A 14196-nucleotide genomic window follows, 5' to 3' on the forward strand; every position below is an offset into this window, starting at 1 on the left:
TTGGCTGACGCCCGTCTGGTCCTCCGCTACGCCGCCCGCTCCGATGTGGGCCGGCTCCGCTCCAAGAATGACGACTCCGCGTACGCGGGCCGTCATCTCGCCGTCGTCGCCGACGGCATGGGCGGGCACGCGGGCGGCGACGTGGCGAGCGCCTCGACTGTCCTGGACCTCATCCACCTCGACCACGGCGACTACGCGCCCGGCGAGGCGGCGACCCAGCTCGCCGACGAGATCCAGACGGCCAACTCCCTGCTGTCCGAGCTCGTGAGCGCCAACCCGCTCCTGGCCGGCATGGGCACGACCGTCACGGCGATCCTCCTCTCCGGTGACAGCTTCGCGTTCGCCCACATCGGCGACTCCCGCGCGTACAGGCTGCGCGGGAACGACCTCGAGCAGGTCTCGGTTGACCACACCTTCGTCCAGCGCCTCATCAACGAAGGCCGCCTGCGCCCCGAGGAGGCCGAGACCCACCCGCACAAGAACGTGCTCATGCGCGTCCTGGGCGACGTCGACGCGAGCCCGGAGCTGGACCTCTCCACCTTCCCCGCGGTCGAGGGCGAGCGGTGGCTCCTGTGCTCCGACGGGCTCAACTATGTGCCGCTGCCCCTTGTCGAGCGCACGCTGCGCGAATACGACGACCGCGCCGAGTGCGCGGACCGGCTCATCGAGCTGACCCTCGCCGCCGGCGCCCCGGACAACGTCACGGTGATCGTCGCCGACGTCGAGGCCACCGAGGACGACGACGCGCTGCCGGCTCCCGCCGCTCCCCCGGCTGCCGCGCCGCTCACCGCAGCGGCGGCCGCGCGCACGCCCGTCACCTCCGCCGCCGCACCGGCCGGGGGCACCCCTGCCGGAGCTGCGGGCAAGGCGGCGGCACCCGCCGCCCCGACGGCGTCCCCGGCGTCCAGGGATTCCGAGGAGCAGCCCGCGAAGGCGTCCGACGGGGCGCGGCCGGCGGGGGCAGCGTCCCCCGCGGCGGAGACGCCGTCGGAGGTGGGGCCCGGGGCCCCGCCCGCCGCCGGAGACGAGGACCGGCGCGAAGAGCCCGCCACCGACCCCAACCTCGGCGCGCACCTCTCCGCCGAGGTCCTGCGGCGCGAGCTCGAGAGCCGCCCGCACGAACTCGTCGGCGCCGCGGCCTCGGCCGCGGAGACCGGCTCGCTGCCCTCGGTCGCGAGCCGGACGGCGGCGCGCCGCGCGGCGGCGATCCTCATGCACCGGAGCCCCGAGGCGGAAGTCGAGGCGGAGGGGGAGGACGAGGAGTCCACATCCTCCGACCGGCCCGCTCGGCGCTGGTTCCGGCTCGGCCTGGGAATCCTGGCCGCACTGGCCGTGGTGGTGGGCCTCTGGTTCGGCTACGCCTGGACCCAGACGCGCTACTACGTGGGCGCCTTCGACAACCGTGTGGCGATCTACAACGGGGTCTCGCAGCAGCTGGGACCGATTCCCCTCTCGCACGTGCACACGGTCACGAACATCCCGCTCGATTCGCTGAGCCCGTTCACGCAGCAGCGCCTGCGCTCCGGGGTTCCCGCCGACGGGCTCGAGGGCGCCGAGGAGATTGTGCGCAACATCCAGACCGACCCCCAGGGCTGCCTGCCCGGCTCTGGGGCGACCGCGAGCCCGACGGCCACGCCGAGCGGCAGCGCGCCGCCGCCGTCGTCCGCAGCCGCAGCCGCCCCGAGCGCGGCACCGAGCGCGAGCGCCGCGCCGAGTGCGAGCGCCTCGGGCTCGCCCAGCACCAGCCCGACCCCCGACCCCTGCCTGGGAGGCACCCGATGAGCGGCGTCGACACCGTGCAGAAGCCACGGCGCAACGCAGAACTTGTGCTCCTGATCCTCGCCCTGGCCGTGGGCATCGGGGCGAGCGCGATGACGGGGGTCAAGGAGGGCACGGCCCTGGACCGGGACTTCTGGCTCCAGTCCGCCCTCCTCGCCGGCGCATCCCTCGCGGTTCATACAGTCCTGCGGTTCCGCGCGAAGTATGCCGATCCGATCATCCTTCCGCTGGTCGTGACGCTCAACGGACTCGGCCTCGCGATGATCCACCGCCTCGACACCCCGGAGACGGACTACGGCAACGCCCAGGCGCGCTGGACGATCATCGGCATGGTCCTCGCGGTCGCCGTGATCTGGTTCCTGCGCGACCACCGGTACCTGCGTCGCTACACCTACATCTCGCTCATCCTGAGCGCAGTCCTGCTGCTCCTCCCGCTCGTCCCCGGGATCAGCGCGGGCGAGGTCAATGGCGCCCAGGTGTGGATCCGCTTCGGCTCGGCCTCGTTTCAGCCCGGAGAGGTCGCCAAGATCACCATCGCGATCTTCTTCGCGGGCTACCTCTCCACGAACCGGGACCTCATCCTGCTCGCGGGGCGCCGCATCGGCCGGCTCCAGCTGCCCCGTTTCAGGGACCTCGGGCCCATGGTGGTGACCTGGCTGGGGGCCATCGGGATCCTCATCTTCCAGCACGACCTCGGCATGTCGATCCTCTTCTTCGGCATCTTCATCTCGATGATCTACATCGCCACGAGCCGTGCCAGCTGGGCGCTCCTCGGCGTGCTGCTGATGTTCGGCGGCGCGATGGCAGCGAGCGTCCTCCTGCCGCACATCCGCCTGCGCATCGACGGCTGGCTCAATGCCTTCTCCCCCGAGGTCTACGGCCGCACCTACGGCAGCAGCTACCAGGTCATCCAGGGCCTCTTCGGCATGGCGAACGGCGGACTCCTCGGCACCGGCCTCGGCGAGGGGAGGCCGGACCTCGTGCCCTTCCCGCACTCGGACATGATCATCGCCTCCTTCGGCGAGGAGCTCGGCCTCGTGGGCCTCTTCGCGATCATCATGTGCTACGCGCTGCTCATCACGCGCGGCTTCCGCGCCGCGCTCGGCGCCCGCGACTCGTTCGGCAAGCTCCTCGCCGCCGGACTCTCGGCCGGTATCGCGCTGCAGTGCTTCGTCGTGATCGGCGGCGTCACCCGGCTCATCCCCCTCACCGGACTCACGACGCCGTTCCTCGCCGCGGGCGGCTCGTCGCTCCTGGCGAACTGGATCATCGTGGCGCTCCTCCTCGTGATCTCCAACGCCGCGCGCCGCCCCGTGGACATGACCCCGCTCGACCCGAACGACGCCGCGGGGCCCGCCCCCAGATCGCGGCTGGCCGACCTGACCGACCGGGTGATGCCGCCCCGTCGCCGCAGGACGAGCACACATGACGACACCCAGACCGAGGCGGTGAGGATCCGATGAACCAGGCCATCCGCAACGCCTGGATCGCCGTCGCGGCGCTCTTCGCCCTCATCCTCGGCTCCATCAGCTACGTCCAGGTCATCGGCGCGGACGAGCTGAACAAGAACGCGTGGAACAACCGCGCCATCCTGGCGACCTTCTGCCAGGAGCGGGGCGCGGTCCTCGTCGCCGGGCAGCCGATCGCCCAGTCCGTCGCGAGTGGTTCCGACACGTGCCAGTACCAGCGCACCTATCCGGGGTCCCCCGAGCTGTACGCCGGGCTCACGGGCTACTACTCCAACGTGTTCGGCTCCACGGGCCTCGAGAACTCGATGAACTCGACCCTCACGGGCCAGTCGGACCAGCTCCTCATGGACCGTGTGCGGCAGCTCTTCCTCGGCCAGCAGCCCAAGGGGGCGACGGTCGAGCTCACCATCGACCCGGTGGTCCAGAAGCTCGCCTACGACCTGATCCCCGACGGGCAGCGCGGCTCGATCGTCGTGACCAATCCCAAGACGGGCGCCATCATCGCCATGGTGTCCAAGCCGAGCTACGACCCGAACAAGGTCGCCACCCACGACCAGGCGGCCGCCCAGGCGGCCATGGCGCAGATCCAGGCGCTGCCCGGCATCAACCTCAACCAGGGCGTGAGCGGGCCGACGGGCGCACTCCTGGCCCCGGGCTCGGTGTTCAAGCTCGTCGACACGGCCGCGGCCCTCGCCTCGGGGAAGTACACGAAGGACTCCGTCCTGCCCAACCCCGCCGAGATGACCCTGCCGGGCACGAGCGCCAAGCTTCCGAACTACGCCGGAGGCAACTGCTACACGCGCACCGAGGCGAACTTCTCGTTCGCGCTCGAGCAGTCCTGCAACACCCCGTTCGCCTCGATCGCCCTGGACCTGGGGCAGGACGCGATCGGCAAGCAGGCGGCGGCCTTCGGCTTCGGCCAGGACGCGGGCGACCAGCTGCACCTCGACTACTCCCCGGGCGTCTGGCCGCAGAACCTCAACCAGGCCCAGCTCGCCCAGTCCGCGATCGGGCAGTTCGACGTGAAGGCCTCGCCCCTGCAGATCGCCCTCATGACCAGCGCGATCGCCAACGGCGGTGTCCAGATGAAGCCCTCGCTCGTCAAGAGCATCACCGCCCCGGACCTCCGGGTCGTCTCGGAGCCCAAGCCCGAGGTGCTCCGCACGTCGACCTCACCGGAGATCGCCCGGCAGATCACGGAGTGGATGACCAACGTGGTGTCCCAGGGCATCGCGAACCGCGCGGCGGTCCCCGGCGTCAAGGTGGCCGGCAAGACCGGCACCGCGGAGCTCGGCTCCTCCGGCCTCAACAACTCATGGTTCACCGGGTTCGCCCCGGCGGACAACCCCCAGGTTCAGGTGACCGTCGTCATGGAAGGCGTCGACGTCAAGACGGGAGCCTCGTTGACCAGTCCCACAGCTAGCAAGATCTTTGAGGCGGTGTTGAAGAAGTGAGACCGACGTCGGGCATCACCTTGGGCGGCAGGTACCACCTGCAGAGCCGGATCGCCATCGGCGGCATGGGCGAGGTCTGGAGGGCCCGTGACCAGGTGCTGGGACGGATCGTCGCCATCAAGATCCTCAAGGAGGAGTACGCGGGCGACCCGGGCTTCCTCGAGCGGTTCCGCGCCGAGGCCCGCCACACCGCGCTCCTGAACCACCCCGGGATCGCCAACGTCTTCGACTACGGCGAGGCCGAGGGCTCGGCCTACCTCGTGATGGAGCTCGTGCCGGGCGAGCCGCTCTCGTCGATCCTCGAGCGGGAGCGTGTGCTCTCCCCGGACCGCACCCTCAACATCATGGCGCAGACGGCGCGCGCCCTCGCCGTCGCGCACGGGCAGGGCCTCGTGCACCGCGACGTGAAGCCCGGCAACCTGCTCATCACCCCGGACCACAAGGTCAAGGTCACCGACTTCGGCATCGCCCGCCTCGCCGACCAGGTGCCCCTGACGCAGACCGGGCAGGTCATGGGGACCGCCCAGTACCTCGCCCCGGAGCAGGCCACCGGCCAGCAGGCCACCGGCTCAAGCGACATCTACTCGCTCGGGGTCATCGGGTACGAGTGCCTCACGGGCCACCGCCCGTTCTCCGGCGAGAGCCAGATCGCGATCGCGCTCGCCCAGGTCAACGACGCCCCACCGCCCCTTCCCGAGCAGCTTCCCGCCCCCGTGCGCGCCCTGCTCATGTCCATGCTCGCCAAGGACCCGCGCAGCCGCCCGGCGAACGCGATCAAGCTGGCCGAGGCCGCGGAGGCGATCCGCCGCGGGGACATCGCCGCGGCGCACGCGGCGGTCCCCGCCATGGTCCAGCACGACGACTCGACGGCCGCGATCACGACTCCCGCCACGGGCAGGACCCAGCAGCAGACGGCCCCGACGGCCGTCGTCGGCGGTGCCGGCCTGGCCGCCGCGGCCGGTGCCGCCGCAGCCGCGCACGGCACCCCGCCGACGTCGGCCCTCCCCGTGGTCGGCGACGACGAGGGCTACTCGGCCTCGGAGGCTCCCGCGCGGCCGCTGTACGCCTCGGTGGACGACGACGAGGACGTGGCACCGCAGGAGGAGGCGCGCCGCGAGCGGAAGCGCAGCGCGCTGACCTGGCCGCTGGTCGGGCTCCTGCTGCTGATCCTGTTCGTGCTGATCGGCGTCTGGCTCTCCAACGCCGGCCTGTTCAGCCCGACCCCGCTGCCGAGCTCCCCGGCGACCTCGACGGCGGCGAGCACGCCCCCGCCGTCGAGCGCCACGCCGACCCCCACGCCCACGCCGACCCGGACGACCCCGGTGCAGACGCCAACGGGACCCGCCACGGTCAATGTGGTCCCCGCGGCGTACCTCGGCCGGAACTACACTCAGGTCAAGGCCGAGCTCGAAGCACTCGGGCTCGGTGTAGCGCTCAACCCGGTGGCCTCGCAGACCGGGACGATGGGCCAGGTCACGAACATCGAGCCGAGCGGGCAGGTCACGGTCGGCTCGACCGTCACCGTGACCTACCTCAACGTCCAGCCGCCTGTGACGCCCACCCCCACGCCGACCCCCACGCGGACCAACGGCAACAGCTCACAGACCACGAACCAGACACCGAACCTCACGCTTCCAGCGCTCCCCGGCCAGTGACCACATGACCTCATCCGCCAATCCGCCCGTAGAACGAGAGGACGAGCCCATGCCGCGTCCCCTCGTCCTCTCGGGCCGCTACGAGCTCGGCGAGCTGATCGGCCGGGGCGGGATGGCGGACGTCTACGAGGGGCGCGACCTGCGGCTCGGCCGCACGGTGGCCGTGAAGATGCTGCGGCCGGACATGGCCCGGGACACCCAGTTCCGGGTGCGGTTCGAGCGGGAGGCCAGGGCGGTGGCCGGGCTGAACCACGCCTCCATCGTCGCCGTCTACGACACGGGCGAGCAGCAGCCCGACCCGGCGACGCCGCACGCGGTCGCCGTGCCCTACATCGTGATGGAGCACGTGGGCGGGCAGACGCTCCGCGAGCTCATCCGCGCCAACTCCGTCACGGTCGACGAGGCGGTGGACTACCTGCTCGGCGTGCTGTCCGCGCTCGAGTACAGCCACCGCTCCGGGATCGTGCACCGGGACATCAAGCCCGCGAACGTCATGGTCTGCCGCGACTCCGGCGCGGTCAAGGTCATGGACTTCGGGATCGCGCGCGCCATGGCGGACTCCGCGGCAACCATGACCCAGACCCAGGCCGTGGTCGGCACGGCCCAGTACCTCTCCCCGGAGCAGGCCCGCGGCGAGGTCGTGGACGCCCGCAGCGACCTGTACTCCGCCGGGTGCCTCCTGTACGAGCTGCTCACGGGGCGCCCGCCATTCGTGGGCGAGTCCGCAGTCTCGGTCGCATACCAGCACGTCCAGTCCTCGCCGCCGCCTGCCTCGGACTTCAACCCGAAGGTCACCCCGGCCCTCCAGAGCGTGCTGGACAGGGCGCTCGAGAAGGACCCCGACGCACGTTTCCAGGACGCTGCGGCGTTCCGGCGTGCTCTGCGCGCCGCGCGGGCCGGCGTCGTCGTGCCCCCTCGCCCCCTCACGGGCGGCGGGGCGGCTGCGGCTGCGGCGGCAAGCGTCGGCGCGGCCGGAGCAGGTGCCGCCGCGGCGGCGGAGGCAGGCCCCGAGGATCCCGCGCACGACGCCGGGGTCCCCACCCAGTCGGTCAACGTCGGCGACGGCGGCGGGGCGGAGGACGGCGCCGGACGCCACGCCGCGTCGTCACACCTCGGGGACACGGGCCAGATCCCGCAGGTCCAGGCGGCCCCGGCGGCCGGACTGATCGCGTTCGACGACGCCCGCGACGAGGAACGGGCCCGACGTGGCCGCGGCAAGCGCCGTGCCTGGATCACGGTGCTGATTCTGGCCGCGCTGCTGCTCATCGGAGCGGGCGGCCTCTGGCTGTACCAGTACGTCAACCAGCCTGCGGCCGTGACAACAGTGACCGTGCCCTCCGTGGAGAACATGAGCGAGACGGAGGCCGCGCTGCTGCTGCAGCGGCAGGGCCTCGAACTCGAACCCATCCAGCGGCCCAACCACGCGACGGTGCCCAAGGGCACGGCGATCGACACGATCCCCGGTGCGGGAACGCAGCTCCAGAAGGGCAGCAAGATCACCCTCGAGGTCTCTGCGGGGCCCTCGAGCGCCGAGATACCGAAGGACCTCATCGGGGCCACCGAGGCTGGGGCAAGGGCGACCCTCGAACGGCTGGGGCTCAAGGTCAAGCCCCGGTCGGTGCTGGCCAACGATCCGAAGGCCCCCTACGGGACGGTGATCGCCACGAACCCCGGCGTGGGGCAGATGGTCGCGATCGGTTCCGAGGTGGAGCTGACGGTCTCCACGGGGAAGGTCACCGTTCCCGAGCTGCGCGGCAAGGCCCTCGAGGACGCCCAGGCCATCCTGACCGGCCTCGGTCTCCGCGCCGATCCCCGCGAGGTCGAGAACGCAGTCGTGGCTCCCGGCACGGTCACCGACCAGTCGCCGGCGCCGGACGGGAATGTGGACCAGGGAGGCGTGGTGATCCTCTCGGTCGCGAAGGCTCCGCCCGCTCCGCCTCCCCCGGCTCCGTCGCCCACCCCGACGCCGACCAGCACGCAGTCGTCGAATCCGAAGTCCACGCAGAACCCCGGGCACGGCAACGGCTGAGTCGGACCATCGACTCGGCGTCGGTCCTCAGGCGCCGGCGGTGATGAGCGGGCTCAGCGTGGAGGCGCGGGCTGCCGCGCCCCGGAGTCCCACGGACTCGAGCCACGTTCCGAGCATCTGGTAGCCGCCCTCGGTCAGGACGCTCTCAGGGTGGAACTGGACCCCGCACAGCGGCGCCGTCCTGTGGGCCAGGCCCATGACGACGCCCGAGTGCGTGTGGGCCGTGATCTCGAGGACGTCGGGGATGCTCTCCGCGAGGGCCGCGAGCGAGTGGTAGCGGGTGGCCGTGAAGGGGCTCTTGAGGCCGGCGAAGACGCTCTTGCCTTCATGCTCCACGAGGGATGTCTTCCCGTGCATGAGCTCCGGGGCATGGGTCACGGTGCCGCCGTAGGCCTCCGCCAGCGCCTGGTGGCCGAGGCAGACGCCGAGCATGGGCTTGTTGTTCTCGCCGCACCACCTGATGAGCTCGATGCAGACCCCGGCCTCGGCGGGGTTGCCCGGCCCCGGGGAGATGAGCACGCCGTCGCGCGCCGCGGCGAGCTCGATTGCCTCGTCGAGGGACACATCGTCGTTGCGCACCACGGTGGTCTCAGCGCCGAGCTGCTGCAGGTAGCCGACCAGCGTGTAGACGAACGAATCGTAGTTGTCGATGACGAGGATGCGCGTGCTCATGGGGGTTTCGGCCAATCGTGGAGTGGGCGGGACCGGCAGGCCCGGGCGGCTAGACTTGGCTACCAGAACGAGTCAGACAGCAGCACCGCGGCGCGTCGGCGGTGCTTGCAGGATACCAAGCGTGCCCGCCTGCAGCCGAAGGGCGGCCAAGGAGGACCAGTGCCCGATTCACCGGACAAGCCCGAGACCGAGGCGCGCGCCTCGAAGAGCGCGGACAAGGTCCTGAAGAAGTCCTCGAACCCCAAGCCGCGCAAGAAGAAGCGGACGCCCAAGCCCGCCGGCCCGACCCCGCAGTGGTACAAGTACCTGATGTTCGGGCTTATGGTCGTGGGCCTGCTCTGGATCATCGCCTTCTACATCACCCAGGGCCTGTTCCCCGTCCCGGCGATCGGCAACTGGAACATCCTGATCGGCTTCGGCATCGCGATCATCGGGTTCCTCATGACCCTGCGCTGGCGGGGCTGAGCGCGCCGAGCACCGCCTTGGCGGTCGCGTCCCAGCCGGGCAGGAGGGGCCGCGCGGCCAGGGCGGCTGCCCTCCACCGGGCCCTGACCTCGGCTGAGGACAGCCACTGGCCCATCTCAGAGCACAGCGGGTCCCCACCCGCCGCAGGGTCTTCCTCGCGCACCGCCGTACCGGCGGCCCCGAGTCCGCCCTCGAGGCTCAGCGCGAGCGCCTCTGCCGCGCCCGTTCCCGCAGGGACGAGGGCGGGCACTCCCCTCGCGAGCGACTCCGCCACGACCAGTCCGAACGTCTCGGACTCCGACGCGAGCACCGTCAGGTCCGCACGCGCCCACTCCTGATCGAGCGCGGCCCCGCGCAGTTCCCCGGGCACCTCGATGCGGGCTTCGAGCCCCAGGCCCCGCACCTCCTCGCGGACGGCGCGCGCATAGTCCGGGTCGGCGGCGTCGTGCCCGGCGAGCGTCGCCCTCCATGGCAGGCCGGCCAGCCCGGCCAGTGCCCGCACGATCCTCAGCTGCCGCTTCCCCGGCAGCAGCGCAGCGAGGCACAGCAGGTGCGGCGGCGCCCCCGCCGCCAGGCTCCCCGGCGAGACGGGGGCACGCACGACGCCGGGTCGCGCCACGAGTGCCCGGGTCCCGTAGCGCTCGGCGAGCTGGCGCGCGGCGAAGCTGCTCGGGACGAGGACAGCGTCGGCCACCGCGAGGGAGGCGCGTTCGAGGTCAGCGAGGCGGCGCCTCCCCTCCGGTGTGAGGCCCGGGGCGTCCGGGAGGGACATGTGCACGATGATCCCGAGGCGCGCTGGCCCTGAGGCCGCCGCGGCGCGCACCTCCTCCGGTGCTCCGAGCGCGAGGAGCCCGTCGACGAGCACCGCGTCCGGCGACGCGGCCGCGCGGGCCGGGGACACGCCGTCGTGCGCGGCGGCAGACGGGACGCCGAGCGCGGGGGCAAGGGATGCCCGGTCCGCTGGGGAGCCGACCGGCCAGGCGCCCGGCACCTCGACCGTCTCGACCCGCACGCCGAGCGCGGCGAGCGCGCTGGCGAGCCTCGCGTTGTAGACGTTCCCGCCAGAGGAGTAGCCGAGGCTGCCGGGAACCACCAGGCGCAGGTCCACGGCGGGCCCGCGGGGCTAGGCGCCCGTACCCCGCCGGCGGGCGAGGTCCATCGTGCAGGAGGCCCACGCGTCCGGGTTCTCGCGCAGGGTGACCTCGACGGCGGAGAGGTGGTCGAGGTGGCGCAGGTTCTCGGCGGCGGCGACGGCCACGTGCTGGGCGAGGACCTCGGTGGTGGTGAGCCGGCCGGCGAAGTCGGGGTGCTCGTCGAGGTTGCGGTAGCGGATCCCATCGAGGATCGCGCCGAGCAGCTGGGACGCCTCGCCTATGTCCATGACGGTCGAGTTCGCGTCGAGGGCGTCGGCGCGGACGGTGAGCTCGACGACGAACGTTGCCCCGTGGAGGCCCTGCGCCGGCCCGAACGCCGGGCGCGGCAGGCTGTGGGCGATCATCGCGTGGTCACGGACGGTGAGGCTGAACATGCGGCTCCTTGCGTGGTTATTGTCGCTGCGCCCCGGGGTAGCGGATCACGTGGCACAGCCCCGGCAGGGACCCCTCGGCGAGGCGGTCCATGGTCTGCGGCAGGTCGGAGAAGTCGGAGACCGCGCCGAGGAGCGCGTCGAAGGCGGGATCCTCGAGGAGGCTCAGCGCGAGGGCGAGCCGCTGGGCGCAGGTGCGCCGGTGCCGGCGCGGGAGGGCCACCTGGCCGACCTGGGCGGCCTTCAACGAGAGCCGGCGCGCATGGAAGTCGGCGCCGAGGGGCACCGGCACCGCGTCGTCGCCGTACCACGAGAGCTCGATGACGTCGCCGTCGTCGCCCACGATTTCGAGGCACCGGGCCAGGCCCGCCGGGGAGGCGGATGCGTGGAAGACGATGTCGCAGTCTCCCGAGGCATCCTCGGGAGAGGCGAAGCGCACCTGCAGGGCCTCCGCGATGCCGGCGCGCGCGGGATCGCTGTCCACGGCCTCGAGGCGGGAGAGCGGGAAGCGGCGCAGGAGGGCCGCCGTGGACGCGCCGATGAGCCCGCACCCCACGACAGCGACGCGGTCGCCGATCCGCGGGCCCGCCTCCCAGAGAGCGTTGATCCCGGTCTCCACAGCACCGGCAAGGAGGGCGCGGCGCGGGGGCACGCCGTCGGGCACAGGCACGAGGTCCGCGGCGGGGACCACGTAGCGGTCCTGATGGGGGTAGAGGCAGAAGACGGTGCGGCCCTCGAGCTCGGCCGGGCCCCGTTCCACGACGCCGACGGACAGGTAGCCGTACTTCACCGGCGCCGGGAAGCTGCCCTCCTGGTGGGGTGCCTCCATGAGCCCGGCGACGCGGGCCGGGACGCGGCCGGTGTGCACGAGGTTCTCAGTGCCGCGGGAGTGGCCGGAGTACAGGGTGCGCACGAGCGCTTCCCCCTCCCCCGGCGGCCGGAGCTGCTCGCGTCGGAGCTCGCCGCGGCACGGACCCGTGGTCCAGTAGGCCGTGGCTGTCAGGTCATCGGTCCCGCCGGTCTGCGCCATCGACTCGACCCTACCCATGCCCGGCCGCAGCGAACCAGCGCTGGCGTGCACGGCGCGCCGCCCCGGGACCCTGCCCGCGGCCGGCAATCTAGACTTGAACGGTGACCACCGCCCCGAGCACACGGACCGACGAGGCCCGTCAGACCCACGCGTACTTCGACGACACGTACCTCACCGAGGCGCACGCGACCGTGATCGCGTCCGGCATGGGCGAGGACGGGCCGTGGGCCGCGGTCTCACCCAACATCTTCCACCCCAAGGGCGGCGGCCAGCCGTCCGACGAGGGCACGCTCGACGGCGCCCCCGTCACCCCCGCGCGCGACGAGGACGGGCTCGTCATGCTGCTCGGTGCCCCGTCCGGGCTCGATGCGGGCGCCTCCGTCGCATGCCGGGTCGACGCCGGGCTGCGCCGCCGGCACGCCGCCCTCCACACGGCCGGCCACGTTCTGGGACACCTCGGCGAGGCACGCGGCTGGACGCACTCAGGCCACTCGCACTTCCCGGCCCAGGCGCGGCTCGACTTCGACCCGACCGGTCACGAGGACGAGCTCGCCACCCCCGAGCTCCGCGACGCTGTGCGGGCCGAGCTGCAGGCGCAGATGGACGAGGTGCTCGCCCGCGGCGCGGCCGTCTCGGCGTCCGTGGACGCGGCGGGCCACCGCACCGTGACGATCGAGGGCGTCAACGCCGAGCCGTGCGGCGGGACGCACGTGCGCACCCTGGCAGACCTGGCCGGCGTCCGCATCCTCGAGGTCAAGGTCAAGCGGGGTGCCATCAAGGTCCGCTACGAGGCCGAGCACCGTGACCACGCAGAGGGTGACGCCGCATGAGCCTGTGGGTGAAGATCTGTGGGCTCTCCACGCCCGAGGCGGTCGAGACGGCCGTCGAGGCGGGCGCGGACGCGCTCGGCTTCGTGCTCGCCGCCGGCAGCCCCCGGACGGTCGACGCCGCGCGCGCCGCGTCGCTCGTGGCCGTGGCCCGGGAGGCGGGCCGCCGCGCGGGGCGCGAGGTGGAGACGGTCGCGGTGGTGCGGCACCAGGGCGCGGACCAGGTGGAGCGGCTCGCGCGCGAGGCCGGCGTCGACGCGGTGCAGCTGCACGGCGACGAGCCCGAGGCCGACGCCGACTCCCTGCGCGCCGCGGGTTTCCGCGTGATCCGGGCGCTCTCGGCTGGCGAGTACGCGGCGCGCCGAGCCGCCGGATGGACGAGCTCCGACCGGCTCCTGCTCGACGCGGCGGTCCCGGGGTCCGGGACGCGCATCGGAGCTGAGGAGCTCGCCGAGGCGCCCGCGGGCTTCTGGATCCTGGCCGGCGGGCTGTCCCCGGCCAATGTGGCGGAGGCCGTCGCGGCGCTCGGCCCGGGCGGGGTCGATGTCTCGAGCGGTGTCGAGTCCATGCGCGGGGTCAAGGACCTGGCCCTCATCCGAACCTTCATCGAGGCCGCACGGGGCTGACGCATTCTTTTTGGGTTATATGCACGCCTAGGCACTCATGGTACTTGGCCATGCCACGGCGGCCGGCTCCTTCCGTGGGGAAGGCGCCGGCCGCCGTCGTAGGTGCCGCGAGCGCTCGGGGCGGGCGAGGAACGCGAACTCTGCCCCGAATTGGCTCAGCGGTGGGTGACGTGCACCGGGCGGACCGCCGCGGTGTGGCCGAGGACCACGCCCAGGCCCAGCATGCCCATGCCGAGCACGAGGTGGAGGACGTTGTCCGCGGCGTTCAGGGGCACGAAGTTCGCGGCGGTCTCGCCTCCGAACACGAGCCCGTACACGAACAGGACGAGGTATACCGCGCCGCCCCACGCGAGGTAGCCCTTGGCGCCGGCCACTGAGCGGCCCAGCGCGAGCCCCGCGACGCCGAACAGCAGGTGCACGACGTTGTGGAGCACGGAGACCTGGAACAGGCCCAGGAGGAAGGCCTCGGAATGGTGGCCGGCGAGGCCGATCCCCGGGCCTGCAGTGATGCCGGGAATGAAGCCGAGCACCCCGACGAGGAGGAACACTGCGCCCACCGCGGTCGCGGCGATCTGGACGGCGGTGCGGCGGTTCGAAAGGACTGACGTGGACATGGTGGCTCCTATCGAGTCGGCCGACGCCCTGACTCGAAGCGCCGGTGCGGT

The 14196-nt window shown here is 72.4% G+C and carries 13 protein-coding genes; 8 read left to right on the forward strand and 5 right to left on the reverse strand.

What is annotated here, in order from left to right; translation table 11 throughout:
• The 5 genes from ACQ5BE_RS08720 to pknB are packed head-to-tail and all read left to right on the forward strand — an operon-like array spanning nt 1 to nt 8386.
• On the forward strand, nt 1–1782 hold the full coding sequence (locus ACQ5BE_RS08720; protein ID WP_430296646.1) for a PP2C family protein-serine/threonine phosphatase: 1782 nt from the start codon (nt 1–3) through the stop codon (nt 1780–1782).
• Nucleotides 1779–3242, forward strand: coding sequence for an FtsW/RodA/SpoVE family cell cycle protein (locus ACQ5BE_RS08725; RefSeq protein WP_208711097.1), 1464 nt, complete (start codon nt 1779–1781; stop codon nt 3240–3242). Before ACQ5BE_RS08720 ends, ACQ5BE_RS08725 begins: the two co-directional genes overlap by 4 nt.
• Nucleotides 3239–4702, forward strand: coding sequence for a peptidoglycan D,D-transpeptidase FtsI family protein (locus tag ACQ5BE_RS08730; RefSeq protein ID WP_430296647.1), 1464 nt, complete (start codon nt 3239–3241; stop codon nt 4700–4702). Before ACQ5BE_RS08725 ends, ACQ5BE_RS08730 begins: the two co-directional genes overlap by 4 nt.
• Nucleotides 4699–6357, forward strand: coding sequence for a serine/threonine-protein kinase (locus ACQ5BE_RS08735; protein ID WP_430296649.1), 1659 nt, complete (start codon nt 4699–4701; stop codon nt 6355–6357). The genes ACQ5BE_RS08730 and ACQ5BE_RS08735 overlap by 4 nt, the downstream gene beginning before the upstream one ends.
• Nucleotides 6358–6406: 49 nt before the next feature.
• Entirely contained in the window at nt 6407–8386 is a 1980-nt protein-coding gene (pknB, locus tag ACQ5BE_RS08740; RefSeq protein ID WP_430296650.1) for a Stk1 family PASTA domain-containing Ser/Thr kinase, read from the forward strand.
• A gap of 27 nt (nt 8387–8413) precedes the next feature.
• On the opposite strand, the gene ACQ5BE_RS08745 is transcribed toward pknB, so the two are convergent.
• The gene (locus ACQ5BE_RS08745; RefSeq protein ID WP_430296651.1) at nt 8414–9058 is read right to left on the reverse strand and encodes an aminodeoxychorismate/anthranilate synthase component II; all 645 of its coding nucleotides are present in this window, start codon (nt 9056–9058) and stop codon (nt 8414–8416) included.
• A gap of 159 nt (nt 9059–9217) precedes the next feature.
• Here ACQ5BE_RS08745 and ACQ5BE_RS08750 point away from each other — a divergent pair, with 159 nt between their 5' ends.
• The gene (locus ACQ5BE_RS08750) at nt 9218–9523 is read left to right on the forward strand and encodes a cell division protein CrgA (protein ID WP_430296652.1); all 306 of its coding nucleotides are present in this window, start codon (nt 9218–9220) and stop codon (nt 9521–9523) included.
• Here ACQ5BE_RS08750 and ACQ5BE_RS08755 read toward each other — a convergent pair.
• The 3 genes from ACQ5BE_RS08755 to ACQ5BE_RS08765 are packed head-to-tail and all read right to left on the reverse strand — an operon-like array spanning nt 9498 to nt 12078.
• Nucleotides 9498–10631: a glycosyltransferase family 4 protein gene (locus ACQ5BE_RS08755; protein WP_430296654.1), complete on the reverse strand. Its 1134-nt coding sequence runs from the start codon at nt 10629–10631 to the stop codon at nt 9498–9500. The genes ACQ5BE_RS08750 and ACQ5BE_RS08755 overlap by 26 nt on opposite strands.
• A gap of 15 nt (nt 10632–10646) precedes the next feature.
• The gene (locus tag ACQ5BE_RS08760) at nt 10647–11051 is read right to left on the reverse strand and encodes a 6-pyruvoyl trahydropterin synthase family protein (RefSeq protein WP_430296655.1); all 405 of its coding nucleotides are present in this window, start codon (nt 11049–11051) and stop codon (nt 10647–10649) included.
• A 16-nt stretch (nt 11052–11067) separates the two neighbouring features.
• On the reverse strand, nt 11068–12078 hold the full coding sequence (locus ACQ5BE_RS08765) for a zinc-dependent alcohol dehydrogenase (protein WP_430296657.1): 1011 nt from the start codon (nt 12076–12078) through the stop codon (nt 11068–11070).
• A 101-nt stretch (nt 12079–12179) separates the two neighbouring features.
• Between ACQ5BE_RS08765 and ACQ5BE_RS08770 the strand changes: the two genes are divergently transcribed.
• Both ACQ5BE_RS08770 and ACQ5BE_RS08775 read left to right on the forward strand, forming a co-directional pair.
• A complete protein-coding gene (locus ACQ5BE_RS08770; RefSeq protein WP_430296658.1) occupies nt 12180–12908 on the forward strand; it encodes a hypothetical protein in 729 nt (242 codons plus the stop codon).
• Complete coding sequence (locus ACQ5BE_RS08775; protein ID WP_430296660.1) at nt 12905–13531, forward strand: phosphoribosylanthranilate isomerase; 627 nt, start codon at nt 12905–12907, stop codon at nt 13529–13531. The genes ACQ5BE_RS08770 and ACQ5BE_RS08775 overlap by 4 nt, the downstream gene beginning before the upstream one ends.
• Nucleotides 13532–13686: 155 nt before the next feature.
• Here ACQ5BE_RS08775 and ACQ5BE_RS08780 read toward each other — a convergent pair whose 3' ends face one another.
• A complete protein-coding gene (locus ACQ5BE_RS08780) occupies nt 13687–14145 on the reverse strand; it encodes a DUF4383 domain-containing protein (RefSeq protein WP_430296662.1) in 459 nt (152 codons plus the stop codon).
• Nucleotides 14146–14196 lie beyond the last annotated feature (51 nt).

The sequence above is a fragment of the Sinomonas sp. B1-1 genome (assembly GCF_050474465.1).
GTDB lineage: Bacteria > Actinomycetota > Actinomycetes > Actinomycetales > Micrococcaceae > Sinomonas > Sinomonas flava.